This window comes from Halomonas sp. 111, assembly GCF_052379685.1.
GTDB lineage: Bacteria > Pseudomonadota > Gammaproteobacteria > Pseudomonadales > Halomonadaceae > Vreelandella > Vreelandella citrativorans.
On sequence record NZ_JBQSYV010000027.1, the window covers coordinates 1 to 21563 of the forward strand.

At 55.8% G+C, this 21563-nt stretch carries 19 protein-coding genes; 11 read left to right on the forward strand and 8 right to left on the reverse strand.

Going from position 1 to position 21563, the window contains the following annotated elements; genetic code table 11:
- Nucleotides 1–1039 (forward strand): GGDEF domain-containing protein (locus ACT3T7_RS16785; RefSeq protein ID WP_444631651.1); only part of this gene is annotated, 1039 nt, incomplete at its 5' end.
- 29 nt (nt 1040–1068) lie between these two features.
- On the opposite strand, the gene ACT3T7_RS16790 is transcribed toward ACT3T7_RS16785, so the two are convergent.
- The 4 genes from ACT3T7_RS16790 to ACT3T7_RS16805 all read right to left on the reverse strand — a co-directional run bounded on the left by ACT3T7_RS16790 (nt 1069) and on the right by ACT3T7_RS16805 (nt 4155).
- Nucleotides 1069–1551 carry an Lrp/AsnC family transcriptional regulator gene (locus tag ACT3T7_RS16790; protein ID WP_193054438.1) on the reverse strand — a complete coding sequence of 161 codons (483 nt, stop codon included), beginning with the start codon at nt 1549–1551 and terminating at the stop codon, nt 1069–1071.
- A gap of 8 nt (nt 1552–1559) precedes the next feature.
- Entirely contained in the window at nt 1560–2576 is a 1017-nt protein-coding gene (gene doeB / locus ACT3T7_RS16795) for a N(2)-acetyl-L-2,4-diaminobutanoate deacetylase DoeB (protein WP_193057171.1), read from the reverse strand.
- Nucleotides 2577–2624: 48 nt separating this feature from the next.
- Complete coding sequence (doeA, locus tag ACT3T7_RS16800; protein WP_172117472.1) at nt 2625–3824, reverse strand: ectoine hydrolase DoeA; 1200 nt, start codon at nt 3822–3824, stop codon at nt 2625–2627.
- A gap of 163 nt (nt 3825–3987) precedes the next feature.
- Complete coding sequence (locus ACT3T7_RS16805) at nt 3988–4155, reverse strand: hypothetical protein (RefSeq protein WP_444631652.1); 168 nt, start codon at nt 4153–4155, stop codon at nt 3988–3990.
- A gap of 104 nt (nt 4156–4259) precedes the next feature.
- Between ACT3T7_RS16805 and ACT3T7_RS16810 the strand changes: the two genes are divergently transcribed.
- The 3 genes from ACT3T7_RS16810 to ACT3T7_RS16820 all read left to right on the forward strand — a co-directional run bounded on the left by ACT3T7_RS16810 (nt 4260) and on the right by ACT3T7_RS16820 (nt 7086).
- Nucleotides 4260–5195: a 2-hydroxyacid dehydrogenase gene (locus ACT3T7_RS16810; protein WP_444631653.1), complete on the forward strand. Its 936-nt coding sequence runs from the start codon at nt 4260–4262 to the stop codon at nt 5193–5195.
- 253 nt (nt 5196–5448) lie between these two features.
- Nucleotides 5449–6144, forward strand: a complete 696-nt coding sequence (locus ACT3T7_RS16815) for a hypothetical protein (protein WP_444631654.1) — start codon at nt 5449–5451, stop codon at nt 6142–6144.
- Nucleotides 6145–6159: 15 nt separating this feature from the next.
- On the forward strand, nt 6160–7086 hold the full coding sequence (locus tag ACT3T7_RS16820; protein ID WP_444631655.1) for a lysine exporter LysO family protein: 927 nt from the start codon (nt 6160–6162) through the stop codon (nt 7084–7086).
- A gap of 193 nt (nt 7087–7279) precedes the next feature.
- On the opposite strand, the gene ACT3T7_RS16825 is transcribed toward ACT3T7_RS16820, so the two are convergent.
- Nucleotides 7280–9466 (reverse strand): OsmC domain/YcaO domain-containing protein, encoded by a 2187-nt coding sequence (locus tag ACT3T7_RS16825; RefSeq protein WP_444631656.1) that lies wholly within the window; start codon nt 9464–9466, stop codon nt 7280–7282.
- Nucleotides 9467–9738: 272 nt separating this feature from the next.
- Nucleotides 9739–10335 (reverse strand): TetR family transcriptional regulator C-terminal domain-containing protein, encoded by a 597-nt coding sequence (locus ACT3T7_RS16830; RefSeq protein WP_444631657.1) that lies wholly within the window; start codon nt 10333–10335, stop codon nt 9739–9741.
- Between the two features lie 241 nt (nt 10336–10576).
- Between ACT3T7_RS16830 and ACT3T7_RS16835 the strand changes: the two genes are divergently transcribed.
- From ACT3T7_RS16835 to ACT3T7_RS16865, 7 genes are all read left to right on the forward strand, one after another.
- Nucleotides 10577–11752: an efflux RND transporter periplasmic adaptor subunit gene (locus tag ACT3T7_RS16835; protein ID WP_444631670.1), complete on the forward strand. Its 1176-nt coding sequence runs from the start codon at nt 10577–10579 to the stop codon at nt 11750–11752.
- A complete protein-coding gene (locus ACT3T7_RS16840; RefSeq protein WP_444631658.1) occupies nt 11752–14847 on the forward strand; it encodes an efflux RND transporter permease subunit in 3096 nt (1031 codons plus the stop codon). The genes ACT3T7_RS16835 and ACT3T7_RS16840 overlap by 1 nt, the downstream gene beginning before the upstream one ends.
- Nucleotides 14847–16247, forward strand: coding sequence for an ATP-binding protein (locus tag ACT3T7_RS16845; RefSeq protein WP_444631659.1), 1401 nt, complete (start codon nt 14847–14849; stop codon nt 16245–16247). Before ACT3T7_RS16840 ends, ACT3T7_RS16845 begins: the two co-directional genes overlap by 1 nt.
- 17 nt (nt 16248–16264) lie before the next feature.
- Entirely contained in the window at nt 16265–16969 is a 705-nt protein-coding gene (locus tag ACT3T7_RS16850; protein WP_172117464.1) for a response regulator, read from the forward strand.
- A 15-nt stretch (nt 16970–16984) separates the two neighbouring features.
- On the forward strand, nt 16985–17674 hold the full coding sequence (locus ACT3T7_RS16855) for a response regulator transcription factor (RefSeq protein ID WP_193057162.1): 690 nt from the start codon (nt 16985–16987) through the stop codon (nt 17672–17674).
- A gap of 1 nt (nt 17675) precedes the next feature.
- Nucleotides 17676–18275, forward strand: a complete 600-nt coding sequence (locus tag ACT3T7_RS16860) for a sensor histidine kinase N-terminal domain-containing protein (RefSeq protein ID WP_444631660.1) — start codon at nt 17676–17678, stop codon at nt 18273–18275.
- Between the two features lie 67 nt (nt 18276–18342).
- Nucleotides 18343–19068 carry a sensor histidine kinase gene (locus ACT3T7_RS16865; RefSeq protein WP_444631661.1) on the forward strand — a complete coding sequence of 242 codons (726 nt, stop codon included), beginning with the start codon at nt 18343–18345 and terminating at the stop codon, nt 19066–19068.
- On the opposite strand, the gene ACT3T7_RS16870 is transcribed toward ACT3T7_RS16865, so the two are convergent.
- Complete coding sequence (locus ACT3T7_RS16870) at nt 19037–20047, reverse strand: AbrB family transcriptional regulator (RefSeq protein ID WP_172117461.1); 1011 nt, start codon at nt 20045–20047, stop codon at nt 19037–19039. The genes ACT3T7_RS16865 and ACT3T7_RS16870 overlap by 32 nt on opposite strands.
- 4 nt (nt 20048–20051) lie before the next feature.
- Nucleotides 20052–21560: a tripartite tricarboxylate transporter permease gene (locus ACT3T7_RS16875; protein ID WP_444631662.1), complete on the reverse strand. Its 1509-nt coding sequence runs from the start codon at nt 21558–21560 to the stop codon at nt 20052–20054.
- Between the last annotated feature and the right edge of the window lie 3 nt (nt 21561–21563).

A 21563-nucleotide genomic window follows, 5' to 3' on the forward strand; every position in this document is an offset into this window, starting at 1 on the left:
TATACTGCCCGATATCACCTTTAGATCTCTATTGTTACACATATTAATTATTGGACCACTTACCATTTTCTTGTTTGCCTATTACAAACGACCCGCATCCATTCGCCGTAAAGAGCTTGCAAGCGTAGTGGTCGTCGTTTTGGGAACGGCGGTTTGGTGTATAGCGCTGTTGGGATCGGAAAATCCACGCGTGCTTCACTATTTTTATGCTGGCCTGATTTTCCAACTGGTTCTTACCATTGTTCTGACGCCGCCGTTTGAATACAGCATCTATGGCTCATTATTTGTGTGCGTTTGCCTTTACACCACTATCTGGTTTCTGCCCGGCGCTAATCTTGAGTACGTGGTCAACCACTTGGCGTTTGGCATCCCCGCTGTAGTGCTGACGTTAATGGCCAACTATCGTTTCTCCGCTGAGTCGCTACGCCTATACCTGCAGAATATTAATACTGACCTGTTACGTTCCGAACTTGCTGAACGCAATGCAGACCTGGAACGGATTTCCAATATAGATCCGCTAACAGGGCTATCTAACCGTAGAGGCCTCGCCCGGGACTCAGCATTGCTATTACAAAAATGCGCTTCACAAGAACATATTGCTGTTGTGATTGTAGACGTGGACTATTTCAAAGCATTTAACGATCACTATGGGCATGCGGGGGGAGACCGCTGTCTACAAGCAGTTGCAGAGGCTATTCGCGACGTGTGTACATCGGAGGATATCGTGTGCCGCTTTGGGGGCGAAGAATTTCTGGTTTTACGCTCAATACGTAATGGCACTAAGCATAACGCTTTAATACTGGCTGAAAGTATACGGGCAAACGTCGCCAACCTTACCATTTCCCACACTCAGTCAAGCTTTGGCATCGTTACCGTGAGTGCGGGGGTGTGTACTAGCCCTGCTCCTCCTGTGGATGAGCTCAACAAGTTGATTCAGGCGGCTGATCAGGCGTTATATGACGCAAAACATGAAGGTCGAAACCGGGTCCGTGAGCGACATTTCAGTAGCACTATAGAAATGGGCAACTCAGTAACTTAATCACTTACTGTTAAGTATAGGCTGATCCGTCACACAACGCCTGTACCCTCCACATCAATACCAATCGGTTGACGCTTAACCGTTTTGGTCACGATATAGGTGAAGTAACGCTCAATGCCCGCCTCAGAGACCAGCCACTTATCCATTAGACGCTGGTAGCTATCAATCGTGCGAGCTTCAAACTTCACCAGGTAATCAACCCCACCACCGACGGCGACACATTCGGTGACCTCTGGCGTATCCATGACCAAAGCTTCAAAGCGCGCAAAGCTTGCGGCGTTGTGGGCTGTAAGCTCAATTTGCACCCACACAGGGTTGCGCGGCACCAGTACATCGGCATTGATGCGCGCGGTATAGCCCTGAATGACCCCGGCTTTTTCCAGGCGTTTAACCCGCTCCCAGCAGGGGCTGACCGAGAGATTAATCGCCTCGGCCAGTTTGGATTTGGTGATCCGCCCATCACGGGAAAGGATATCGAGAATTTTAAGATCAAAACGGTCGAGTTTTATCATGCCTTGGGCTATGCCTCCAGGCGGTCGACGACATCGGCAATCACCGCAATGGTGTCCCCCATATTGACCAGGGCCGGGGCGCGCCGGGCCATCAAAATGCCATCGCGTTCGGCGCGGTAGGCAACCGGCTCGCTACCGGTACGGGTCATATCGTACACGTAAGCCAACACCTGCCCTTTGGTCACGGCATCGCCCAGCGCCACGCAAAGCTCAAGTACGCCGGAGTGCTGGCTCTGTACGTAGCAGCTGGCGTCAGGCATATCGAGATAGACCTGGCCGCCTTGCGGCATATCCACCTCGCCCTCTAGCAGGCCGTAATGGGTCAGAAAGTTACGTACGCCGCGCTCGGTAATCGCCATACTTTGTGGCGTGGAGGTGCCACCACCGCCAAGCTCTGTGGCCACAAACACCTTGCCTTGGCGCTCGCAAGCAGTATCGAAGAGTTTTTCGGCATCCAGCTCAAACATCACCATGGCGTAAGGCGCACCAAACGCTTTGGCGCCTTCCAGCGCGGCCTGTTGCTGGGCTTTATCATCCAGCACATGAGAAGCACCAAACGGCAGAATATCCAGCGTGCGGCCACCGGAGTGTAGGTCCAGTACCACATCGCTCATGGGCACCAAAACGCGGGTAAAGTAGTCGGCAATTTGCAGCGTTACGCTGCCGTTGGGGTCACCGGGGAAACTGCGGTTAAGATTGCCCTTATCCATCGGCGATGTCCGCTTGCCGGCCATAACGGCGGGCGTATTCATGCACGGCACAATAATCACCCGCCCACTGACGTCCTCTGCGGTGAGCGCATTGGCAAGCTTGAGCAGCGAAGTAATCCCCTCGTATTCATCGCCATGGTTGCCCCCGGTTAATAGCGCTGTGGGGCCTTCGCCATTTTTCACCACGGTAATCGGGATCATTACCGCCCCCCAGGCCGAGATATCGGTGGAGATGGGCAGCTTTAAAAAACCGTGCTGCACGCCGTCAGCATCAAAGTCGACAGTCGCGGAAATCGGGCTTGGTCGCAGGGTCATAACGACTCCTTAATCAGTTATAACGGCTTATTCTTTAACGACTTATCATCATTTAACAAATAACTGCCGTGGAAAGTTGGCCAGCGTCTCGCAGCCTGTTTCAGTAATCAGGATGCTTTCGGTAATTTCCAGCCCCCAATCCTCCACCCAAAGCCCAGGCATAAAATGAAAGGTCATACCGGGTTGCAGGATGGTCTCATCCGAAGGACGCAAACTCATGGTGCGCTCGCCCCAGTCCGGTGGGTACGAAATACCGATAGGGTAACCGCAGCGTGCGCCACCGCGGTCAAAACCGTATTTATCCATCGCCGCCCCCAGCGCCATGGCGATATCCGCCGTTCTATTTCCCGGCTTAGCAACGTCCAGGCCGTTTTCGATACCTTCCAGAAGGGCTGATTCAGCGCGAATAAAGTCGGTCGGCGGTCGTCCCAGAAATACGGTGCGCGACATGGGCGCGTGATAGCGCTTGAATACTCCGGCAATCTCAAAGAACGTGCCCTCGCCTTCACGAAACGGCGTATCGTCCCAAGTCAAATGTGGAGCAGCGGCATCTTTACCGGTTGGCAGCATGGGGACAATGGCAGGGTAATCACCGCCATACACTTTCCCATTTTCATCGAAAAAGCCTTCTATCCCCACCCGGTAAATTTCCGAGACCAGCTTACTCTTGGGAAGCCCTGGCTCGATGACTTCCAGAATACGCGAGTGCATGCCTTCAACAATCTTGCCGGCAATGCGCATATAGGCGATTTCCTGAGGCGACTTGATTGCCCGGCACCAGTTCACCAGCGCATTGGCGTCAATAAAGCGCGCGTGGGGCAGCTCGCGTAGCAGGCTCTGGTAGGCTTTGGCGGTGAAATAGTAGTTATCCATCTCCATCCCCACGACGCCGGTATGCCAGCCGCGATCAGGCAAGATCGACTGCGCCAGATAATCCATCGGGTGCATATCCGGATTTTGAACGTAGTAATCCGGATAATAAGTAATATTAACTGGGTCAATCCAACAGGTGCGCAGCGCGCCGTTAGCGTCCATACGACGCCCAAACCATACCGGCTCGCCTTCCAGGCCAACCAGCACACATTGGTGGACGTAGAATGACCAGCCGTCGTAGCCGGTCAGCCATGCCATATTCGACGGATCACTGACGATCAATACATCAATGCCGCGGCCGGCCATTTCAGCACGCACCTTCCACAAGCGCTGTGCATACTCTTCACGCGTGAAGGGCAGGGAAACCTGAGTCATCGGGCAACTCACCATCAAAGATCACCAAGAACCGGTGCGCGTTTTTTACGCCAAGCAACGGGGCACAAGGGCGACCAGGCTACCGCCATGGAAGGCTTGCCAATGTCGTCTTAGCCCGATACTAGCACCACCCCGTGGTTGCGGGTCAAAGCCTTTATTTAACTCATGTTGCCGGCTCTCTTAACCGGCCACGCAAAAGCTTCAGCACCGCGCGCTCACCGGGGCCAATCAACGGCTCATTTTCAAGTTTGTTTTCAACCAACTGCTGAAAATGCGCCAACGTACGGCCACCCCGGTAGCTCTCCACCACACGGAGATCAATGTAGGCCAAACGCTTCGTTCTATCGTGGCACGTTATAACTTGCAGCGTGCAGACAACCTCCCCATGATAAATAAATAGAGTGAGAGACACCCATTCACCACGCAGGAGCCGAAATGAAAATTGTTGTGCACACCGATGATGCCACTCAATGGCGCGACGCCCTTTCCGAAGCGCTTCCTAACGCAACGGTCGTGACCAGCGACGCTCCCGAAGAGGCACGACAAGATGCTGACTATCTTGCGGTATGGAAAGCCCCTGCGTATCTCTTGAAAGAGCAGACTCGGCTTAAAGGCATCATCAACCTGGGCGCAGGAGTAGATTACTTACTCGGCACGCCAGGGCTGCCCGCCAATGTCCCCATCGTGAAGCTGCGCGATGCGGGCATGAGCGAGCCAATGGCCGACTACGTACTGTATGGCGTCTTACATTTTTACCGCAGTATGGACTGTTACACCGCTCAGCAAGCCAACGCTGAATGGCAGCCGCAACGCTTGGCAGATAAAGCTGATTGGCCAGTAGGTGTACTCGGCCTCGGCGCTATCGGTGCGCACGTTGCCAGCGCCTTGCAGCAAGCGGGATTTCCGGTGCTGGGCTGGAGTCGTTCACCCAAAACCATCACAGGTGTACAGTGCCTACATGGTGAGGAAGGACTGGACAAGCTTCTTGGCCAAGTGCAGAGCGTGGTTACTATCCTGCCCGACACCTCCGCCACACGGAGTATTCTTAACGCCGAACGGCTCGCCAAACTGCCCAAGGGCGCCAGCGTGATCAACCCAGGCCGAGGCAGCTTGATTGATGAACAGGCGCTTCTTGAGGCACTGGGTGATAACGCTATGCCAGGCCACTTGCGCGGCGCGTTGTTGGATGTTTTTTGTGAAGAGCCGCTGCCCGCTAAAAGCCCCTTATGGCAGCACCCGCGCGTCATCGTCACCCCCCACATGGCAGCGCCCACCCCGGTGAACGATGCGATTGACCAGGTCATTGCCTACCTGCATGCCTTTGAGGCGGGTGAAGACCTGCCTACGGTTAACCCCACACAAGGATACTAAGTCCGTTAAAACCAGCATGGGCGCCGCTGTCTGCACGCAGCGGGGGCGCTTCTTTCATAGTGATACACCGACCGCATCACGTGCGCATCAAATGTTAAGATACCCACTAAAGGCGCTCGAAATATATGCCAGGCCATGGAAATGCATGACAGATATGCAAGCAGGCCTTTGAACCCAAGACGGCTCAGCTTATTGGGTTTATTTGCAAACAGCGCTAGCTAGCGGGGACTGCTTGCTCATAAGGAGAATCAGGATGCGACTCGCCCGTTTTAATGTTGTATCGGCTTGTATACTACTGGGCACCGCTTGGCTATTACTCAGCGCTGTACCGGTCAATGCAAGCGAAGAAGCCGCCAGCACTCTTGCAGACATAGTGCCATTTGAAGCGCAATACCGGCTGGAAACCCGCAACTGGCCCAGTGCAACGATTACCCATACGCTCAGCCAGGAAGGCCAGCATTGGCTAAGCGATATGCGCTTTTCATTGGCCATAGTCAGCGGCCAGGAGTACAGCCGCTTTTCAGTGGGTGAGGACGCCGTCCGTTCACTGCTTTTTAGCAGCAGCTACTCGCTTCTTGGCGTAGGCGACAGCTACCGGTTAACCGATAGCGATATTGCGGCGCTTGATCGTCAAGCCGCGCTGGTTGATCTCTCTCGGCGTGTAGGCCATGAAACATGTACACAAAGCGCACCCTGTGATCTCGATTTTGTTGACCACCGCGGCCGAGATGAGCACCTCCAGTACTACGCCACACCAGGCACGCACATCGTCAACGTGCCCGCTGGTGAGTTTGAGGTGCGGCAGGTCATTTTGACGGATATCGAAAAGCCCGACCGCCATCTGGAAATCAACTTTCACCCAGACTGGCCCGGCCTGATTGTCTCGGCGGAGTATCAAAAAGAGGGTCGCCGCCAAACCCGCATTAGGCTTACTCAATTTAACCCTTAAGGCGCCACACCCTACATGCTGTCTGGATTATTGATTGTTCTTCTGCCTCTGATAGTGGGCTATTTATTACGCATTCGCTCTCCTTACCTCCAGCAATTGATCAACCGTGCCGTTAGCGGCTCGGTTTATCTTATTTTGCTCTTCATGGGGGTAAGTCTTGCCGGGCTTGAAAATCTAACCAGCCAGCTTTCGCGGCTGGGGGGCAATGCCTTGCTGCTGTTTAGCATTACCACGGCGTTTAACCTGGCCGCTTTGTGGTGGCTATCTCGCCGGGTAGCCCTACAAACGGGGGATTCACCTGTCGTTAAAAACGCACCGACCAGTAAGCTGGCCGCCATGCAAGGCTCGTTACTCTTGCTGGCCGTAGTGGCGGTCGGCGTTATTACAGGCCTGCTGCTGGGCCCAAGGCTAGGCGAGACGCTTTTTACCGCCGCAGACCTGTTAGCTGAATGGGTGCTTTACGCGTTGCTAGTGCTGATCGGCTGTCAGCTACGCAACTCCGGCATGCCGCTTAAGCAAATTCTGCTCAACCGGCTAGGGCTTGCGATTGCGATAACGCTGGCCATTAGCTCGCTACTGGCGGGATTGGCTGCCGCCCCCTTGCTCTCGCTTAGCTGGAATGAAGGGCTCGCCATGGCATCTGGCTTCGGCTGGTATTCGCTTTCAGCCATTTTAATTGGCGACCAGCTAGGGCCGCTAATGGGCGGCGTGGCGTTTTTTAACGACCTTTCCCGGGAACTCCTGGCGTTTATTTTGATTCCGCTAGTGATCCACCGCCACACCGCCCTTGCCATTGGCTACGGCGGTGCCACGTCAATGGACTTTACCCTGCCTGTAATTCAACAGCACGGCGGCGTCGCCTGCGTGCCCATCGCGGTGGTTAGCGGGTTTATTCTTTCGCTGCTCTCGCCCCCTTTGATTCTGTTTTTTCTCTCGCTTTGACGCTTTATTGCACGCTAAAAAAACGCTGTGAGCTACCCCCACAGCGTTTTAAAACTACTCCCGTTTAATACGTGCTGTAGCTCTCCAGCTTGCTGTTTAGGTGCATACGAACGTTAGCGCTGCGGTCATCAAGGGAGTGCTGAATATCATCGGTGTCATGCATTTCCATTGAATAAGTGAAAACGGGAGGCGATTAAGCGCCCGCTTTTGCCGCCCGCGCGACGTGAAGCTTCTTGTAACTTTCAATCAAACGTTGATGACGCTCCAAACCATCAAGCTGCATGTTGGTGGGCGTCAGACCGTAAAAGCGCGCGCTGCCTTCCACCGAGCCGACAACCGCCGCCATGGTCTCTTCGCCAAACATGCGCTGGAAGTTGGGCAGGTAGTCGTCGATTTCAAGCTCGTCGTCCAGGGCAATTTCCAGCGTCGCGTTCATCGCCTGGTAGAAGAGACCACGTTCAACGGTGTTGTCGTTGTACTGCAGCAGCATCTGCACACAATCAAGTGCTTCTTCATGACGGCCAAGCGCCAAGTAGACCAGAAGCTTAAGCTCCAGAATGGTGAGCTGGCCCCATACCGTGTTTTCATCAAACTCAATGCCGATCAGGGTGGTGATATCGACGTGGTCATCCATCTGGCTCTCTTCGAGGCGCTCGACCAAATCGGTGAGCTGGTCATCCTCGAGTTGATGCAGATTGAGAATATCCTCACGGTAATCAAGTGCCTTGTTGGTGTTATCCCAGATCAAGTCTTCAATCGGATACACCTCAGAGTAGCCCGGCACCAGAATACGGCACACCGGCGCACCGAGATCCTCATGGACCGCCATGTATACCTCGGCCCCCAACTCCTCGAAGAGGCCGAATAGCGTTTCGGCCTCTTCTTCGTTGGTGCCGGAGAAATCCCACTCGCTGAACTCGAAATCCGCCTTGGCACTGAAGAAGCGCCAAGAAACCACACCAAAGGAGTCGATAAAGTGTTCAACAAAGTTGTTGGGCTCGGACACAGTCTGCGAGTTGAACGTTGGCAGCGGCAGATCGTTCAGGCCTTCAAAGCTGCGCCCCTGTAAAAGCTCGGTCAGGCTGCGCTCTATCGCCACTTCAAAGCTTGGGTGGGCGCCGAAGGAGGCGAACACGCCGCCGGTGCGCGGGTTCATCAAGGTCACACACATCACCGGGAACTGACCGCCCATGGAGGCGTCCTTTACCAGCACAGGGAAGCCCTGAGCCTCAAGCGCCTTAATGCCTTCAACAATATTTGGGTACTTCGCCAGCACATCTTGCGGTACATCTGGCAGGGTCATTTCCTGCTCCAGAATTTCTCGTTTGACCGCTCGCTCGAAAATTTCTGACAGGCACTGCACCTGAGCTTCCACCAGCGTGTTGCCCGCGCTCATGCCGTTGCTCAAGAACAGGTTTTCGATCAGGTTGGAGGGGAAGTAGATCGTCTCGCCATCCGACTGACGCACAAAGGGCAGCGAGACAATGCCGCGCGCCTCATTGCCGGAGTTGGTGTCAATCAGATTCGAGCCGCACAGCTCGCCTTCCGGGTTGTAGATCGCCAGGCAGTGCTCATCGAGAATTTCAGTGGGCAGCTCATCGTTGGGCCCGGGCTTAAACCACTTCTCATTGGGGTAGTGCACGAAGTCGCTATTGGCGATTTCTTCACCGAAGAATTGGTCGTTGTAGAAGAAATTGCAGCTCAAGCGCTCAATAAACTCGCCCAGCGCCGAGCACAGTGCGCTCTCTTTGGTGGCACCTTTGCCGTTGGTAAAGCACATGGGCGAGGCCGCATCGCGAATATGCAGCGACCAGACATGAGGCACGATATTACGCCAGGAGGCGATCTCGATCTTCATGCCAAGATCAGCCAGCAGCGCGCTTATATTGGCGATGGTATCTTCAAGGGGTAAATCCTTTCCCTCGATATAGGTGCGCTCGCTGCCTTCCGGGGCGCCCATCAACAGCGCCTGGGAATCCTCATCGATATTCTCGACGGTTTCGACCTGAAACTCGGGGCCGGTTTGAACGACCTTCTTGACCGTGCAGCGATCAATCGAGCGCAGAATGCCCTGGCGATCTTTCTCGGAAATATCTTCGGGAAGCTCGACCTGAATCTTGAAGATCTGCTTGTAGCGGTCTTCCGGGTCGACGATATTGTTCTGCGAGAGGCGGATGTTTTCGGTAGGGATATCCCGCGCGTTGCAGTACACCTTCACAAAGTAGGCGGCGCACATGGCAGATGACGCCAGGAAGTAGTCAAACGGGCCAGGCGCCGAGCCGTCGCCCTTATAGCGAATCGGCTGGTCTGAAATAACGGTGAAGTCGTCGAACTTGGCCTCGAGGCGGAGGTTATCGAGATAGTTGACTTTGATTTCCATGAGCGGGCATCCAGAGCAATGAGTGTGCCTGGGCGGTTGAAAACAGAGCCCTCGGCGAATTGCCACCCATTATCCAGTTTTTGACCCGCTTCGTCTTGGTAAGTCTCGTTAAGCGCTTATTCAGCACTGAGCAGAAACGCCCATGCTTCGCATAGCAGCACCTCAGGGAAGGCTTTAGCAACATAGTGGCCGCAAGGCAGCACTTTGCCTTCCACTCGGGGCGCCACCTTATGCCACTCGCTTAGTGCATCAAAGCAGGGGCGTTTGAAGGGTTAATCAGTCACTGGCGACGTCAGCACCTGCTCGAACAGCAGCTTTTCAAACACTTCCATGGGAGCATCCGACTTCAGGGTCTTGGCCCGTAGAATAGCCCCTTCCCAGCCTGAAAGAATAAAGCTTGCCAGCTGTTGAGGGTCCAGTGCTTGAGTGAGAGCCCCCTGGGCCTGGGCTGCCTGCAGGCAGTGAGCAAAACGTGCTTCCCAGCGCAGGAACGCGTGATTAAGCGCCTCGCGAAAGCGAACACTCTGCCCCGCCATCTCCTGTCCTAAATTGCCGATCAAGCAACCGGCCGCATGGTCGCGCTCGCTCATATAAGCGCGGCTGGTGGCAAAGTAGCGCTTCAGGCGGCCAAGAGGGGGTGTCATCGGATCTTCAAGCAGAGCGACCAGACTAGCATCATAGTCGTTGGCAAACCGCTCAATCACCGCCAGGCCAAAATCTTCCTTACTGGAAAAGTAATGGTAAAACGACCCCTTGGGCACGCCGCAGGCGTTAAGTACGGCATTGATGCCCGTTGCGTTATACCCTTGTTGGGTAATCAGCTCAGCACCAGTATCAATTAACTTATCGCGGGTGGCGGTGTTTTTCATACGCTTGCACAAGACTCATCGGCCGGACGGTATTTATGAGAAATAGGTGTCGTGATAAGTCGCAGGCGTTTAGGTTAGCGAAGAGTTGCACGCTATTTTCATAATGCTTACCTAATCTCTGCGAGCCAGTGCGTGATGCTAGCATGATACGCTTCTTATACCGGAATTTTCGCTTTTACTACGTTTTCGCTCTTGCAACGGGTACTCCGTGTTAATAAAACCTCATGACTCTTTCTCCTCGATGCAACAAGGCCGTGTCCGTTTAGGCGCCGTGCTGGCCCTGTTGGTGTTTGCCATCGGCTTAGCCTGCGCCTGGTGGATTATCAACCAGCCGCCGCGTATTGAGCGGCGTGCTCCCCCGCCACCCACGCCGCCTGTCGTCAATGTCATGACAGTCGAACAGAGCGCCCAATCGCCTCTACTGAGCGGCTTTGGGCGAGTAGAAGCCGAGCAGACAACCCTGCTGGCCAGCCGCGTGGCAGGTCAGCTGGAACGCTTTGGAGAGGGCGTTGTTCCAGGCCAGGTCGTTGAGGAAGGTGCGCCCGTTGCGTATATCGACCAGGCCGATTTGCGCCTTGCCCTGGAAGACGCCGAGGCCCAGCTAAGCAACGCCCAAGCACAGGTGGCGCTTGAAAATGCCGAACAGCAGCGCGCCCGTAGTGAGTACGAGTCGTTTGGGCGCCAGCTTTCCCCCGAGCGACGCTCGCTGGTTCTGCGCGAGCCTCAACTGCGTCAGGCCCAGGCTCAACTTACTCAGGCACGTGTGATACGCGACCAGGCAGCGCTCAACCTTGAGCGCGCAACGCTGACCGCCCCGTGGAAGGCGATGGTGCAAGAGCGCTTGGTGGGCGCTGGCAGCCTGCTAAGCCAAGGAACCGAGGTGATTAACCTGGTCGGTGTTGAGCAATTCTGGGTGCGCGCCTCGTTGCCCGGCGATGCACTTGAATGGCTGGCGCCGGGTAGTCAGGTCACGATTACCAGCCGGGGCTGGCCAGAAGGTGCTTCGCGGGAAGGCGCACTGATATCGATTTTACCTAATTTGGAAGAGAGCGGACTTCAGGCACAGCTGTTGATTGCGGTGAATGACCCATTGGCGCTGGATACCGATGGCCCCGCGCTGCGCTTGGGCGATGTAATGCGAATAGCCTTCCAAACTCAGGCGCAGGAAGACCTGATTGCCCTGCCCTCAGCGGCGCTACGCCCGGGCGAGCGCGTTTGGTGGGTGGACGATGAAGACCGCCTACACAGCACAACGGTGTCGCTTGCCTATCGGGGTGAAAATGAAGCGCTGGTGCGCAGCGGCCTAGAGGCTGGTCAGCGCGTTGTCACTTCAGGACTTGCCCAACCCCAGGAAGGACAACAGGTTCGCGTTCGCTCGCGCAACGATGCGCCCACCCGTGATGAGGAGAGCAGCTAATGCGTCGCGGCCCGCTTGCCTGGATGATTGACCATGGCGTTGCGCCTAATCTGCTGATGCTGCTGTTTATCGTGGGGGGCCTTATGGCATCGCTCGCGATTAAAAAAGAGGTCTTTCCTGAGTTTGAAATTGAAATTGTTCAGGTCAGCATCAGCTACCCCGGCGCCACGCCAGAAGATGTCGAGCAGAGCCTACTACTTCCCGTTGAAGCGGCGGTATCGAATGTAGAAGGTATTGACGAGCTGACCTCCAGCGCTGGTGAAGGCAGCGGTATGGTCAGCGCGACGCTGATTGACGGCGTCGATGTGATGCGCGTTTATCAGGATATTCAGCAGGCAGTCAATGCCATCACTACCCTACCCAGTGCCGCCGACCCGCCCCGCTTCACGCTAGCGGGCGGCTCGCGCAGTGTGGTCAGCCTTCAGGTTTACGGCTCGGTTGGGCTTGCCGCCCTTCACGACGCCGCCGAGGATGTGCGCGCTGAACTGCAGGCCGCTGAGGGTATTTCACGCGCCGAGCTTTCGGGTAATCGCGAGCGCGAGATCCAGATTCACTTGGATGAAGAAGCTATTGAGCGCTACGGGCTTGATCATCAGCAGCTTGCCAGCCGCATTGGAGCTGAAGCGCTGGACCTGGCAAGCGGCCAACTCACCACGGCTGAAGGCGAATGGCTGGTGCGCTACCAAGGCCGACGCAACAGCGCCGCCGAGTTTGCCGACCTGCCAATCCTTACCACTGCCCAGGGCACGCCCATTTTGCTGGGTGATATCGCCCGCGTAAGCAACGGCTTTGCCGAAACGGATCGTGAAGAGTTTTATAATGGCGAGCCGGGCCTGTCGGTCAACATCTATCAAATTGGCCACCAAACCCCGACCAGCATTTCCGAGGCGGTCTACGGCGAACTGGAGCGCTTGCGAGCGGGGCTACCGCCGGGCGTTAGCCTGGACGTTGCACGCGACAGCTCGGAAATATACGAAGACCGCTTAAGCCTGCTGCTAAAGAATGCCTGGATGGGCCTGGCGCTGGTGATGGTGCTCATGGCGCTGTTTCTTGAAGCGCGGCTAGCATTTTGGGTCACGCTGGGTATTCCTACGGCCTTTTTGGGCGCCATGCTATTTCTGCCCTGGATCGGCGTCTCGCTGAACATGATGTCGATGTTCGCCTTCATTATCGCGCTGGGGATCGTGGTGGATGATGCGATCATGGTGGGCGAGAACATCTACAGCTATCGTGAGGAAGGCTACTCACTGCGCGATGCGGCGGTAAAAGGGGCAGGTGAAATTGCCGTTCCGCTCACCTTTGCCATTTTGTCGAATATCGTGGCGTTTCTGCCCCTGCTGTTTTTACCCGGCTTTTTGGGCATGCTGTTTGCCACTCTGCCCGTGGTGGTCGTCACAGTGTTTTTGATCTCCTGGGCCGAAGCGCTGTTTATCCTCCCCTCCCACTTGGCACATAGCCGTAAACCGCGTGAAACACCGGCCTGGCAGCGGCCGCTGGAAGCGTTGCGCCAGCGCCTGCAGGGCGGGCTGCATCACTTCACATACCATCAGTTTGAGCCGTTTCTTCAGCGCGCGCTTAACCAACGCTTGTTGAGTGTGGCCATCGGGGTTGCGGTGCTGGTGGTAGTGCTGGCGTGGTCCATGAGTGGACGGTTGGGCTTTTCACTCATGCCGCGTGCCGAATCCGATCAGGTTCAAGCAACGGTAACGCTGCCGATTGGCACCAATATCAGCGTTAGCCGAGAGCTTAGCCAACAGCTACTGGACGCCGCCCAGCAGTTGAGCGAGCGCGAAGAGACGCTAGCCTTTAGCAGCACGCGCAGCCGCTTGGATGGCGAAGAGCTGCAGGTACGGCTCGATATCGCAAGTAGCAGCCTGGACGCCTGGCCGCCTTCACGTATTGCAGGTGAATGGCGCGAGCTGGCAGGGGATTTAATTGGCGCTCAGTCGGTACGTTTTGAGTCAGATTTTGGTGGCCCCGGCAGCGGCGCTGCGCTTAGCCTGCGCTTATCTCACCCCGACACCCAAGTGCTGGAAGCCGCCGCTGCCCGGTTGGCCGAAGTGCTTGGTGAGTATGGGCTGACCGATATTGACAGCGGGATTGGCGATGGCAAACCCCAGCTTGAAATGCGCCTTTCCGCAGAAGGCCGAGCGCTGGGCCTGACCGGCAGCGACCTGGCCCAGGCACTGCGCGGACCTTTACAAGGTGCCACGGCGGTTGAGCAGTTTGTGGGGCGTAGCGAGATCAGCGTAGAGGTACGCCTGCCCGAAACCGACCGCGCGAGCTTAAACGAACTTTACCGCATGCCCGTACGCACGCCCGACGGGCTTAGCGTGCCGCTTTCTCGCGTGGCAGACATTACCTTAAGCCAAGCCTCAAGCAGCCTGCAGCGTATTGATGGCAGGCGCATTATCACCGTGACGGCGGATTCAGAGGGCGACCAAACCATTAACCAGGTGCTGGCCACCCTTCAAGAAGACGTGTTCCCAACGCTTACAAACTCTTGGCCGGGGCTTGAGGTCAGCCTGGGCGGTCGCCAGCAGGATACCGCCGACAACCTGGCCGCCCTTCGCACCGCCATGTGGCTGATGCTGGCCGCCCTTTACGCGCTGTTGGCGATTCCCTTCAGAAGCTATTTGCAGCCCTTGCTGGTACTTGCGGCCATTCCGTTTGGCGTTGTTGGTGCTGTGGTGGGCCACATGATTATGGGGTTTGGGCTTTCGATTATCAGCTTGCTGGGCATGCTGGCGCTTTCCGGCGTGGTGATTAACGATGCGCTGGTACTGATTGATTACGCCAACCGCAAGCGGCGCGAAGGGATGGCGCCACGCGCTGCCATTGTGGCGGCGGCTACCCGGCGCCTGCGGCCTATCATGATGACCACGCTTACCACCTTTCTGGGCCTGGCGCCCATGATTCTGGAAACCTCGCGGCAGGCGCGTTTTATGATCCCCATGGCGATCTCGCTGGGCTTTGGCATGATCTTCGCGACGGCCATTTTGCTGATACTGGTGCCCTGCCTTTACCTGGGCCTGGAGAACTGGCGCGAGCGACTTAGCATGCCTCGGCAACCTCTTCAGGAGGGCGCCTCCTAATGGCCGTTACCTTGCCCACCTGGCGCCCTTCGCGGCTAGGACTAAAGCTGTTCTCGGCCATACTCAGCGTTAACGTGGCCATTTCCGCCACCATGTTTCTAGCCGTTTCCTACAGTATCGACCGTGGTTTTATCGATTATTTAAACCAGGCCCAGGAACGCCGTGCCATGCTGCTGGCCGATGGTTTGATTACCCGCTGGGAGACCCAACAGGACTGGCGCTGGCTTGAACACAACCCGGAACGCTGGCCGCATATCGTGCGCTTTGAACTGGGTCAGGAGCATCGTGAACGCCCCTCACCCTTGGGCGAAGCGCAGGATTTTGCGCTGCGTGCGCCAAACGGTGAGTTTGTGATTCCGCCCATGAATGGCCGCATGGGCCCCGGCGATTGGCGCTGGCTCACGCTTCACAGCGACAGCGAGGCCATTGGCTCGTTAGGGTTTCGCCCTCCTCAGCAGATGATGGAGCGCATGGAAAATCGCTTTTTAGAGCTGCAACAGCGCAATCTGGTCATTATTGTTATCTCGATTGGACTAGCATCGCTGCTGCTGGCCGCCGGGCTCTCGTGGTGGTTAAGTCGACGTACGCGGGCACTGGCTATCGCCACGCGGCGGCTTACCGAAGGTAACTACCATACTCGCCTACCTGAACGTGGTCGGGATGAGCTTGCCCGTTTGGCGCGGGATTTCAACGTGCTGGCGGCGACGCTAGAAGCCAACCGTGACGCCCGTGCACGCTGGGTCTCCGACACCGCCCACGAACTGCGCACGCCCTTGGCCGTGCTACGTGGAGAGATTGAGGCCATGCAGGACGGTATTCGCCCACTAAATCAGGAAAACCTCAGCTCGCTGGCACAGGAAGTTGCCCAACTTGAGCACCTGGTCGCCGATTTACGCCTGCTTTCGCAAAGCGATGCTGGCGCGCTTGATATTCATCTGGCCCCCATGAACCTTAGCGACAGCCTGGCCAGCCGCCTTGAAGATGCGGACCGCTGGCTCAATGGCAGCGGCCTTACGCTGACGACGAACATTGCCCCCGACGTAATGATTCGAGGTGATGCCCAGCGACTGCATCAGCTGTGGAATAATCTGTTGGATAACAGCTGCGCCTACACCGATGCACCGGGCAAACTTCAAGTAACGCTCAACATTGAGCGTGCCCACGCGGTGATTGTTTGGCAGGATAGCGCACCGGGCGTACCGGAAAGTGAGCTTTCCCGGCTGACCGAGCGCCTTTACCGTGTTGAAGGGTCACGCAATCGGGCAAGCGGCGGTAGTGGCCTTGGGCTATCCATTGCAAGCGCCTTGGTGATTGCGCATGGTGCAACGCTTGAGGCATCCAATGCGCCGCTAGGCGGGCTTTGCTGGACCTTACGTTTTCCGTTACTGACTTCCCATTAATGACAAGCGAGTCCGCCATGTTTCAAGACGCCCCGCTATTGATTGTTGAGGACGAGCCCAAAATTGCCCGCCTCATGGATGATTATTTAAGCTCTCACGGTTTTAATGTTGCAACGCTGGGCCATGGCGACGATGTGATACCCTGGTTGCAGCAGCACCCCACCACGCTGGTGCTTTTGGATGTCATGCTGCCCGGCAAGGATGGTTTGACGCTCTGCCGGGAAATACGTCAGGCGTGGCCTGCTATCGCAATTATTATGGTGACCGCCAAGGTGGAGGAAGTAGACCGCCTGCTAGGACTGGAATTGGGCGCCGATGACTATATTTGCAAACCTTTCAGCCCCCGCGAAGTAGTCGCCCGCGTGAAAGCGGTACTACGCCGCAGCCAAGCACTTGCCGAACAGGCCCACACCCCTGAGGCAGCGGTTTCAACCCCGGTGACCCTCAATGACGATGGCTGGCAGGCGCTAGCCAACGGCCATGACCTGGGCCTCACCGCGGTTGAGTTTCAGCTGCTGCGAGTAATGATGCAGTCACCTGGACGAATCTTTAGCCGTGAGCAGCTAATGGACCATATGTACCGAGACAACCGGATTGTTTCTGAACGCACCGTCGACAGCCATATTAAAAAGCTGCGCAAAAAAATCACCGAAGCCCTCCCCGAGCAGGAGATCATTCGTTCGGTGTATGGAGTAGGGTACAAATATCAGCCCGAGGGCTAACCCGCAGGATTCAACATGAAGGCGCTTATAGTAGAAGATAACGACAATTTAGCGCGCTCGATGGCCACAGCACTTAGCGAGGCAGGATTCAACATCACCGTCGCTAACGACGGCGCACACGCACTCCCCATGCTCGTGCAGGGTGGTTTCGATCTGATGGTATTGGATTTGGGCCTGCCTGAATTGGATGGCATTAGCCTTCTACGCAAACTGCGCCATCAGCAGAACACTATCCCCGTGCTGATTATTTCCGCCAGAGACACGCTGGACCAACGCATTTTAGGGCTTGAAGAGGGCGCAGATGACTACCTTTGCAAGCCCTTCTCACTTGATGAAGTAGTAGCCCGAGCCCGGGCACTGGTCCGGCGTGCCAAGCATTTTGGTGGTGAAACACTTAGCTGTGGCCGTCTGGCATTTTTACCCGACGCAATGGAGCTAAGAATTGATGGCCAGCCTGTAACGCTGCACCGTCGAGAGCTGGAAGTAATGGAATATCTGATGATTAATCAAAATCGACTCGTCAGTAAGGACCAGATTATTGATCGACTTTCCACTATGGGCGAGCCGGTCAGTTATGCAGCGGTGGAGACTTATATTTCACGCATCCGCAAGAAAATTGGCTACGACTTCGGCTTGAAAACGGTCCGCGGTTTAGGCTATTACCTGGCCCCCAAAGAAGCCCCCAACCAGGAATCCGACGCTTGATATGCTTGCTATCAAATCGATAAAAAGCCGCCTGCTGCTGTGGATTGGTTTACCGTTTACTGCCCTGGCATTTCTGGCGCTTCTTTCAAGCTATCTATTGCTGACACGCCAGATTAACGAAACCTTCGACGATATGCTGCTCAATGCCGCCGAGCGCTTGGAAAGACGCATCTACACGGTAGACGGCGCGCTACGCATTAATATGCACTATTTTAGTATTAGCACCCTAGGTAGTCGTGGTGAAGGCAAAATATTCTATCGGATGCAGGAAGTAGACGGCGATATGATTGCTGGCTTTCAAGGCTTGGGCGACCCGCCTACTGACCTCTCTGAGCCGGTTTTTTACGACGTGACGTACGCGGGCAACGAGCTACGCGCCGTCGCCCTGACGTTTCCTTTTAGCCGGGGCCGCGAGAACATCAATATTGAAGTGATCGTTGCGGAGTCCAAAGAGGCGCGCTACACGCTTACCAATGACTTTATGGTGACACTCACCGGGTTGACGATTGTTGCCGGAATTCTTGCTATCACCATCGCTCTACTGGCGATCTATCGTGGATTAGCCCCGCTTAATACCGTAACGCCGCCGCTCTTCTCATGACCTTCAGCCGCTTGAAGACGACGCTCCAAAAGAGATTCGCCCACTGATTCTCAGCATTAACCAGCTGATGCTACGTATCCGTCGCAGCATTGAGAGTACACAGCAATTAAATGCCGATGTGTCCCATCAGTTGCGAACGCCCATTTCTGAAATACGTGCGCTAACCGAAATCTCGCTAAAAACGACCCAGGAATCGGCCGTTCGAGCCAACCTTATTGAAATACAGCGTATCTCGGAACATGCCAGCCATACGGTCCAACAGCTTTTGAAATATGCCAAGACCCGCAGCGAGCTGATGGATGAGGCCCATCTTGAAGCCGTCGATCTGGTGGCAATATGCCAGGATGGCTGCGCGCAAACCGCCACCAGCATCTATCAGAAAGGCCAGGAGCTGTCGTTCGATCAGCCTCATACCATTTCCAAAGTGCTGGGCGATCCGATCATGCTGCTCTGGCTGGTGATTAACCTGATTGAGAATGCCAGCCTGCACGCGGGAGGCGCTGAAGCCTACCAGGGTCCAATCGATATCGCCCTAACAACGCAGCAGCAACAGGTAATATTGACGGTGAGCGACCAGGGAGTCGGCGTGGAAGAGGCGCAACTTGGCAAGCTGACCGAGCGCTTTTCCCGCCACAATCCGCACGCGCCCGGTAGCGGTTTAGGCTTGGCTATTGTGGAGCAGATCGCCACCGCCCACGCCGCTCTCCTCTCTTTTAATAACCGACCACAAGGCGGTTTCGCCGTGACGGTGGCGTTTCCCGCTATGCAGCCGCCTGCTTTGCAATACGAATGACCAGCGGGGTCATAAAGATCAGCAGTAACAGGCGCAAGACATGGTGCGACACTACATACACCGGGTCGATATCCATCACCATGGCGATGACGGCCATCTCCCCGACGCCGCCGGGAATCAGCGCCAGCAACACCGCCACAAAGGAAAGCTGGGTCATGCTGGCGACCAGCCAAGCCATGAGTGCTGCAACAATCAGGGCAAACAGTGCATACACCATCCCAAACCGCCCCACGCTGACTACCTGAGACCAGTGGGTTCCTGAGAAACGCGCGCCGACCGAAGAGCCGAGCACCAAAAAGGCCGTGAACACCGTCCAGGTGGGCAGCGAGTAATCCATCCCCAGGTTCGCGATGATGGCGCCTGCGGCCATCGGGCCTAAAAACTCCGGAATGGGAATGCGCAGCAAGCGGGCAAGCCACCAGCAAAGCGGGACCAATAACAGCGGCAGCGCATCCATCAGCGAGAGCGATACGGGCGAGCTTTGCAGCGTGACATCATCCACAAAGAAGCTTGCCAATAGTGCCGCCCCGGATACCACGGTGACCAGACGCAGCGAGTGCGCGATAGCGATCCAGCGCACATCGCCATTGGCGCGCTCAGCAAGCACTAGGGCTGAATTCATGCTCCCTGGGTAGGCGCAGAACATCGCATCCATGGGCCCTACGTTGGCGCGGGTAAAGATAAAGTACCCGCCCACCAGCATAAGCCCCATATAGACCAGCATTGCCAATACACTTGGGTACCACTGCACCAGACTGACCAGTTCACTGGCCTGAATGCGGCTCCCGATAAAGAGTCCCAGCAGGGCAATAGCCACACGGTGCAAGCGCTTATCAACGCCGGTTTTAACACCGCCAAGCGATACCGCCATTACCATAAAAAGTGCGCCCAGCATCCAGGCCAGGGGCAATGAAAAAAGGGTGGCAATAACGCCACCCAAGCAACCCAAGACTAACGTTTTCAGCGTTTTTTTTGCCATTATGTTACGCCTGTTTGGCCGCACGCCAGGCACTAAAGCGCGCCATTAACGGCTGGCTAAACAGTGAAATCAATAGAAGTCCTAGAATCCCCAAGGTCACCGGGCGCTCGAAGACATAGGTGATATCCCCGCCGCTGATTTGATACGAGTGGAGCAGTGATTTCTCCGCCAGCGAGCCCAGCAGCATACCGATAACGGCGGCAGGCACCGAGTAGCCATAATGGCGAAAGATCCAACCAATCACTGCAAAGACCAGCACAGTGATGGGGCCGGTCATATTGCCGGTCAAGCCAAACGATCCCATAACCGCGAGTACCAGTACCGAGGGAATCAGGTAGCGCATGGGTACTTTGACGATGTTGGCCAACAGCGGGATAAACAGCAGACCCACGACCACCAGCAGAAATACCTGAGCGAAGTTGGCAAAAATAATCGCGTAGACCACATCGGTTTGCTGACGAATAAACTGCGGCCCGCCGGTGATGTTATGCATGGCAAACGCAGCCAACATTACCGCCGTTGCACCACCGCCGGGAATGCCAAGCGCCAGCAGAGTAGCCATTGAGCCGCCTTCAGAGCTGCTGTTAGCGGCTTCTGATGCCACCACGCCCTTCGGGTTACCCTTGCCAAACGAGTCAGGATCTTTATCACGGCGCTTGGTTTCAATATAGGAAAGCAAGTTGGAAACCGAGGAGCCAACGCCAGGCACGGCTCCTACTAACACACCTATCAAACCACCACGAATCATCACAACCGGATAGCGCATTGCCATCTTACAGCCTTCAAATATCTCGCTGATTTTCACCTTACGCGAATCGGCGGATTCAACGATGAAGCCTTTGTTGGCAAGCTTGAAAAGCTCTGAGGCCGCAAACATGCCCATCATGGCAGGAATAACCGGAATACCATCAAGCAGATACGTTTGCCCCATGGTGCCACGCGCCAGACCAATTTCACTAAACCCAATGGTTCCCACCAAGAGGCCGACAAAGCCCGCCACCAAGCCTTTAAGTACCTGCTCGCCCTTCAGGCTCGCAATCAGCGTCATGCCCCACAGGATGACCACAAACATTTCGGAAGGGCCGAGCCTCAGCACCAGATAGGAGAGCGGCTGAATCATGAAAAACAGCACGAGATAACCCATCAGCGCGCCCACCACGGAGGCGGCCAACGCCACGCCCAGCGCCTGGTTATGCTGCCCCTTGCGCGACATCGGGTAGCCATCAAAGGCGGTGGCAATGGCCGATGAAGTGCCCGGGATATTCATTAAAATGGCAGGAATACCCGCGCCGAACGAACCGCCGGTAAAAATAGCGGTTAAGAACAGCATGGCCTGAATGAAATCCATGTACATGGTCATGGGCAGGAAGATCGCCATGGCCATGGAAATCTGCAGCCCCGGCGTTGCGCCAAAGATTAGCCCCAACACAATACCGGGTATTACCACGAGCCAGGGGCCAAAATTAGAAAAGAGCAGGTCAAGACCCTGCTGTACTGCGCCAAAATCAATCATATT

Coding starts and splice junctions, on each gene's coding strand:
- doeB (WP_193057171.1), bottom strand. CDS start 2,576: ATGACCCTGCGACCAAGCCCGATTTCCGCGACTGTCGACTTTGATGCT.
- ACT3T7_RS16870 (WP_172117461.1), bottom strand. CDS start 20,047: ATGGCAAAAAAAACGCTGAAAACGTTAGTCTTGGGTTGCTTGGGTGGC.
- doeA (WP_172117472.1), bottom strand. CDS start 3,824: ATGACTCAGGTTTCCCTGCCCTTCACGCGTGAAGAGTATGCACAGCGC.
- ACT3T7_RS16860 (WP_444631660.1), top strand. CDS start 17,676: ATGCTTGCTATCAAATCGATAAAAAGCCGCCTGCTGCTGTGGATTGGT.
- ACT3T7_RS16810 (WP_444631653.1), top strand. CDS start 4,260: ATGAAAATTGTTGTGCACACCGATGATGCCACTCAATGGCGCGACGCC.
- ACT3T7_RS16840 (WP_444631658.1), top strand. CDS start 11,752: ATGCGTCGCGGCCCGCTTGCCTGGATGATTGACCATGGCGTTGCGCCT.
- ACT3T7_RS16820 (WP_444631655.1), top strand. CDS start 6,160: ATGCTGTCTGGATTATTGATTGTTCTTCTGCCTCTGATAGTGGGCTAT.
- ACT3T7_RS16855 (WP_193057162.1), top strand. CDS start 16,985: ATGAAGGCGCTTATAGTAGAAGATAACGACAATTTAGCGCGCTCGATG.
- ACT3T7_RS16790 (WP_193054438.1), bottom strand. CDS start 1,551: ATGATAAAACTCGACCGTTTTGATCTTAAAATTCTCGATATCCTTTCC.
- ACT3T7_RS16825 (WP_444631656.1), bottom strand. CDS start 9,466: ATGGAAATCAAAGTCAACTATCTCGATAACCTCCGCCTCGAGGCCAAG.
- ACT3T7_RS16830 (WP_444631657.1), bottom strand. CDS start 10,335: ATGAAAAACACCGCCACCCGCGATAAGTTAATTGATACTGGTGCTGAG.
- ACT3T7_RS16875 (WP_444631662.1), bottom strand. CDS start 21,560: ATGATTGATTTTGGCGCAGTACAGCAGGGTCTTGACCTGCTCTTTTCT.
- ACT3T7_RS16850 (WP_172117464.1), top strand. CDS start 16,265: ATGTTTCAAGACGCCCCGCTATTGATTGTTGAGGACGAGCCCAAAATT.
- ACT3T7_RS16835 (WP_444631670.1), top strand. CDS start 10,577: ATGCAACAAGGCCGTGTCCGTTTAGGCGCCGTGCTGGCCCTGTTGGTG.
- ACT3T7_RS16865 (WP_444631661.1), top strand. CDS start 18,343: ATGCTACGTATCCGTCGCAGCATTGAGAGTACACAGCAATTAAATGCC.
- ACT3T7_RS16845 (WP_444631659.1), top strand. CDS start 14,847: ATGGCCGTTACCTTGCCCACCTGGCGCCCTTCGCGGCTAGGACTAAAG.
- ACT3T7_RS16815 (WP_444631654.1), top strand. CDS start 5,449: ATGCGACTCGCCCGTTTTAATGTTGTATCGGCTTGTATACTACTGGGC.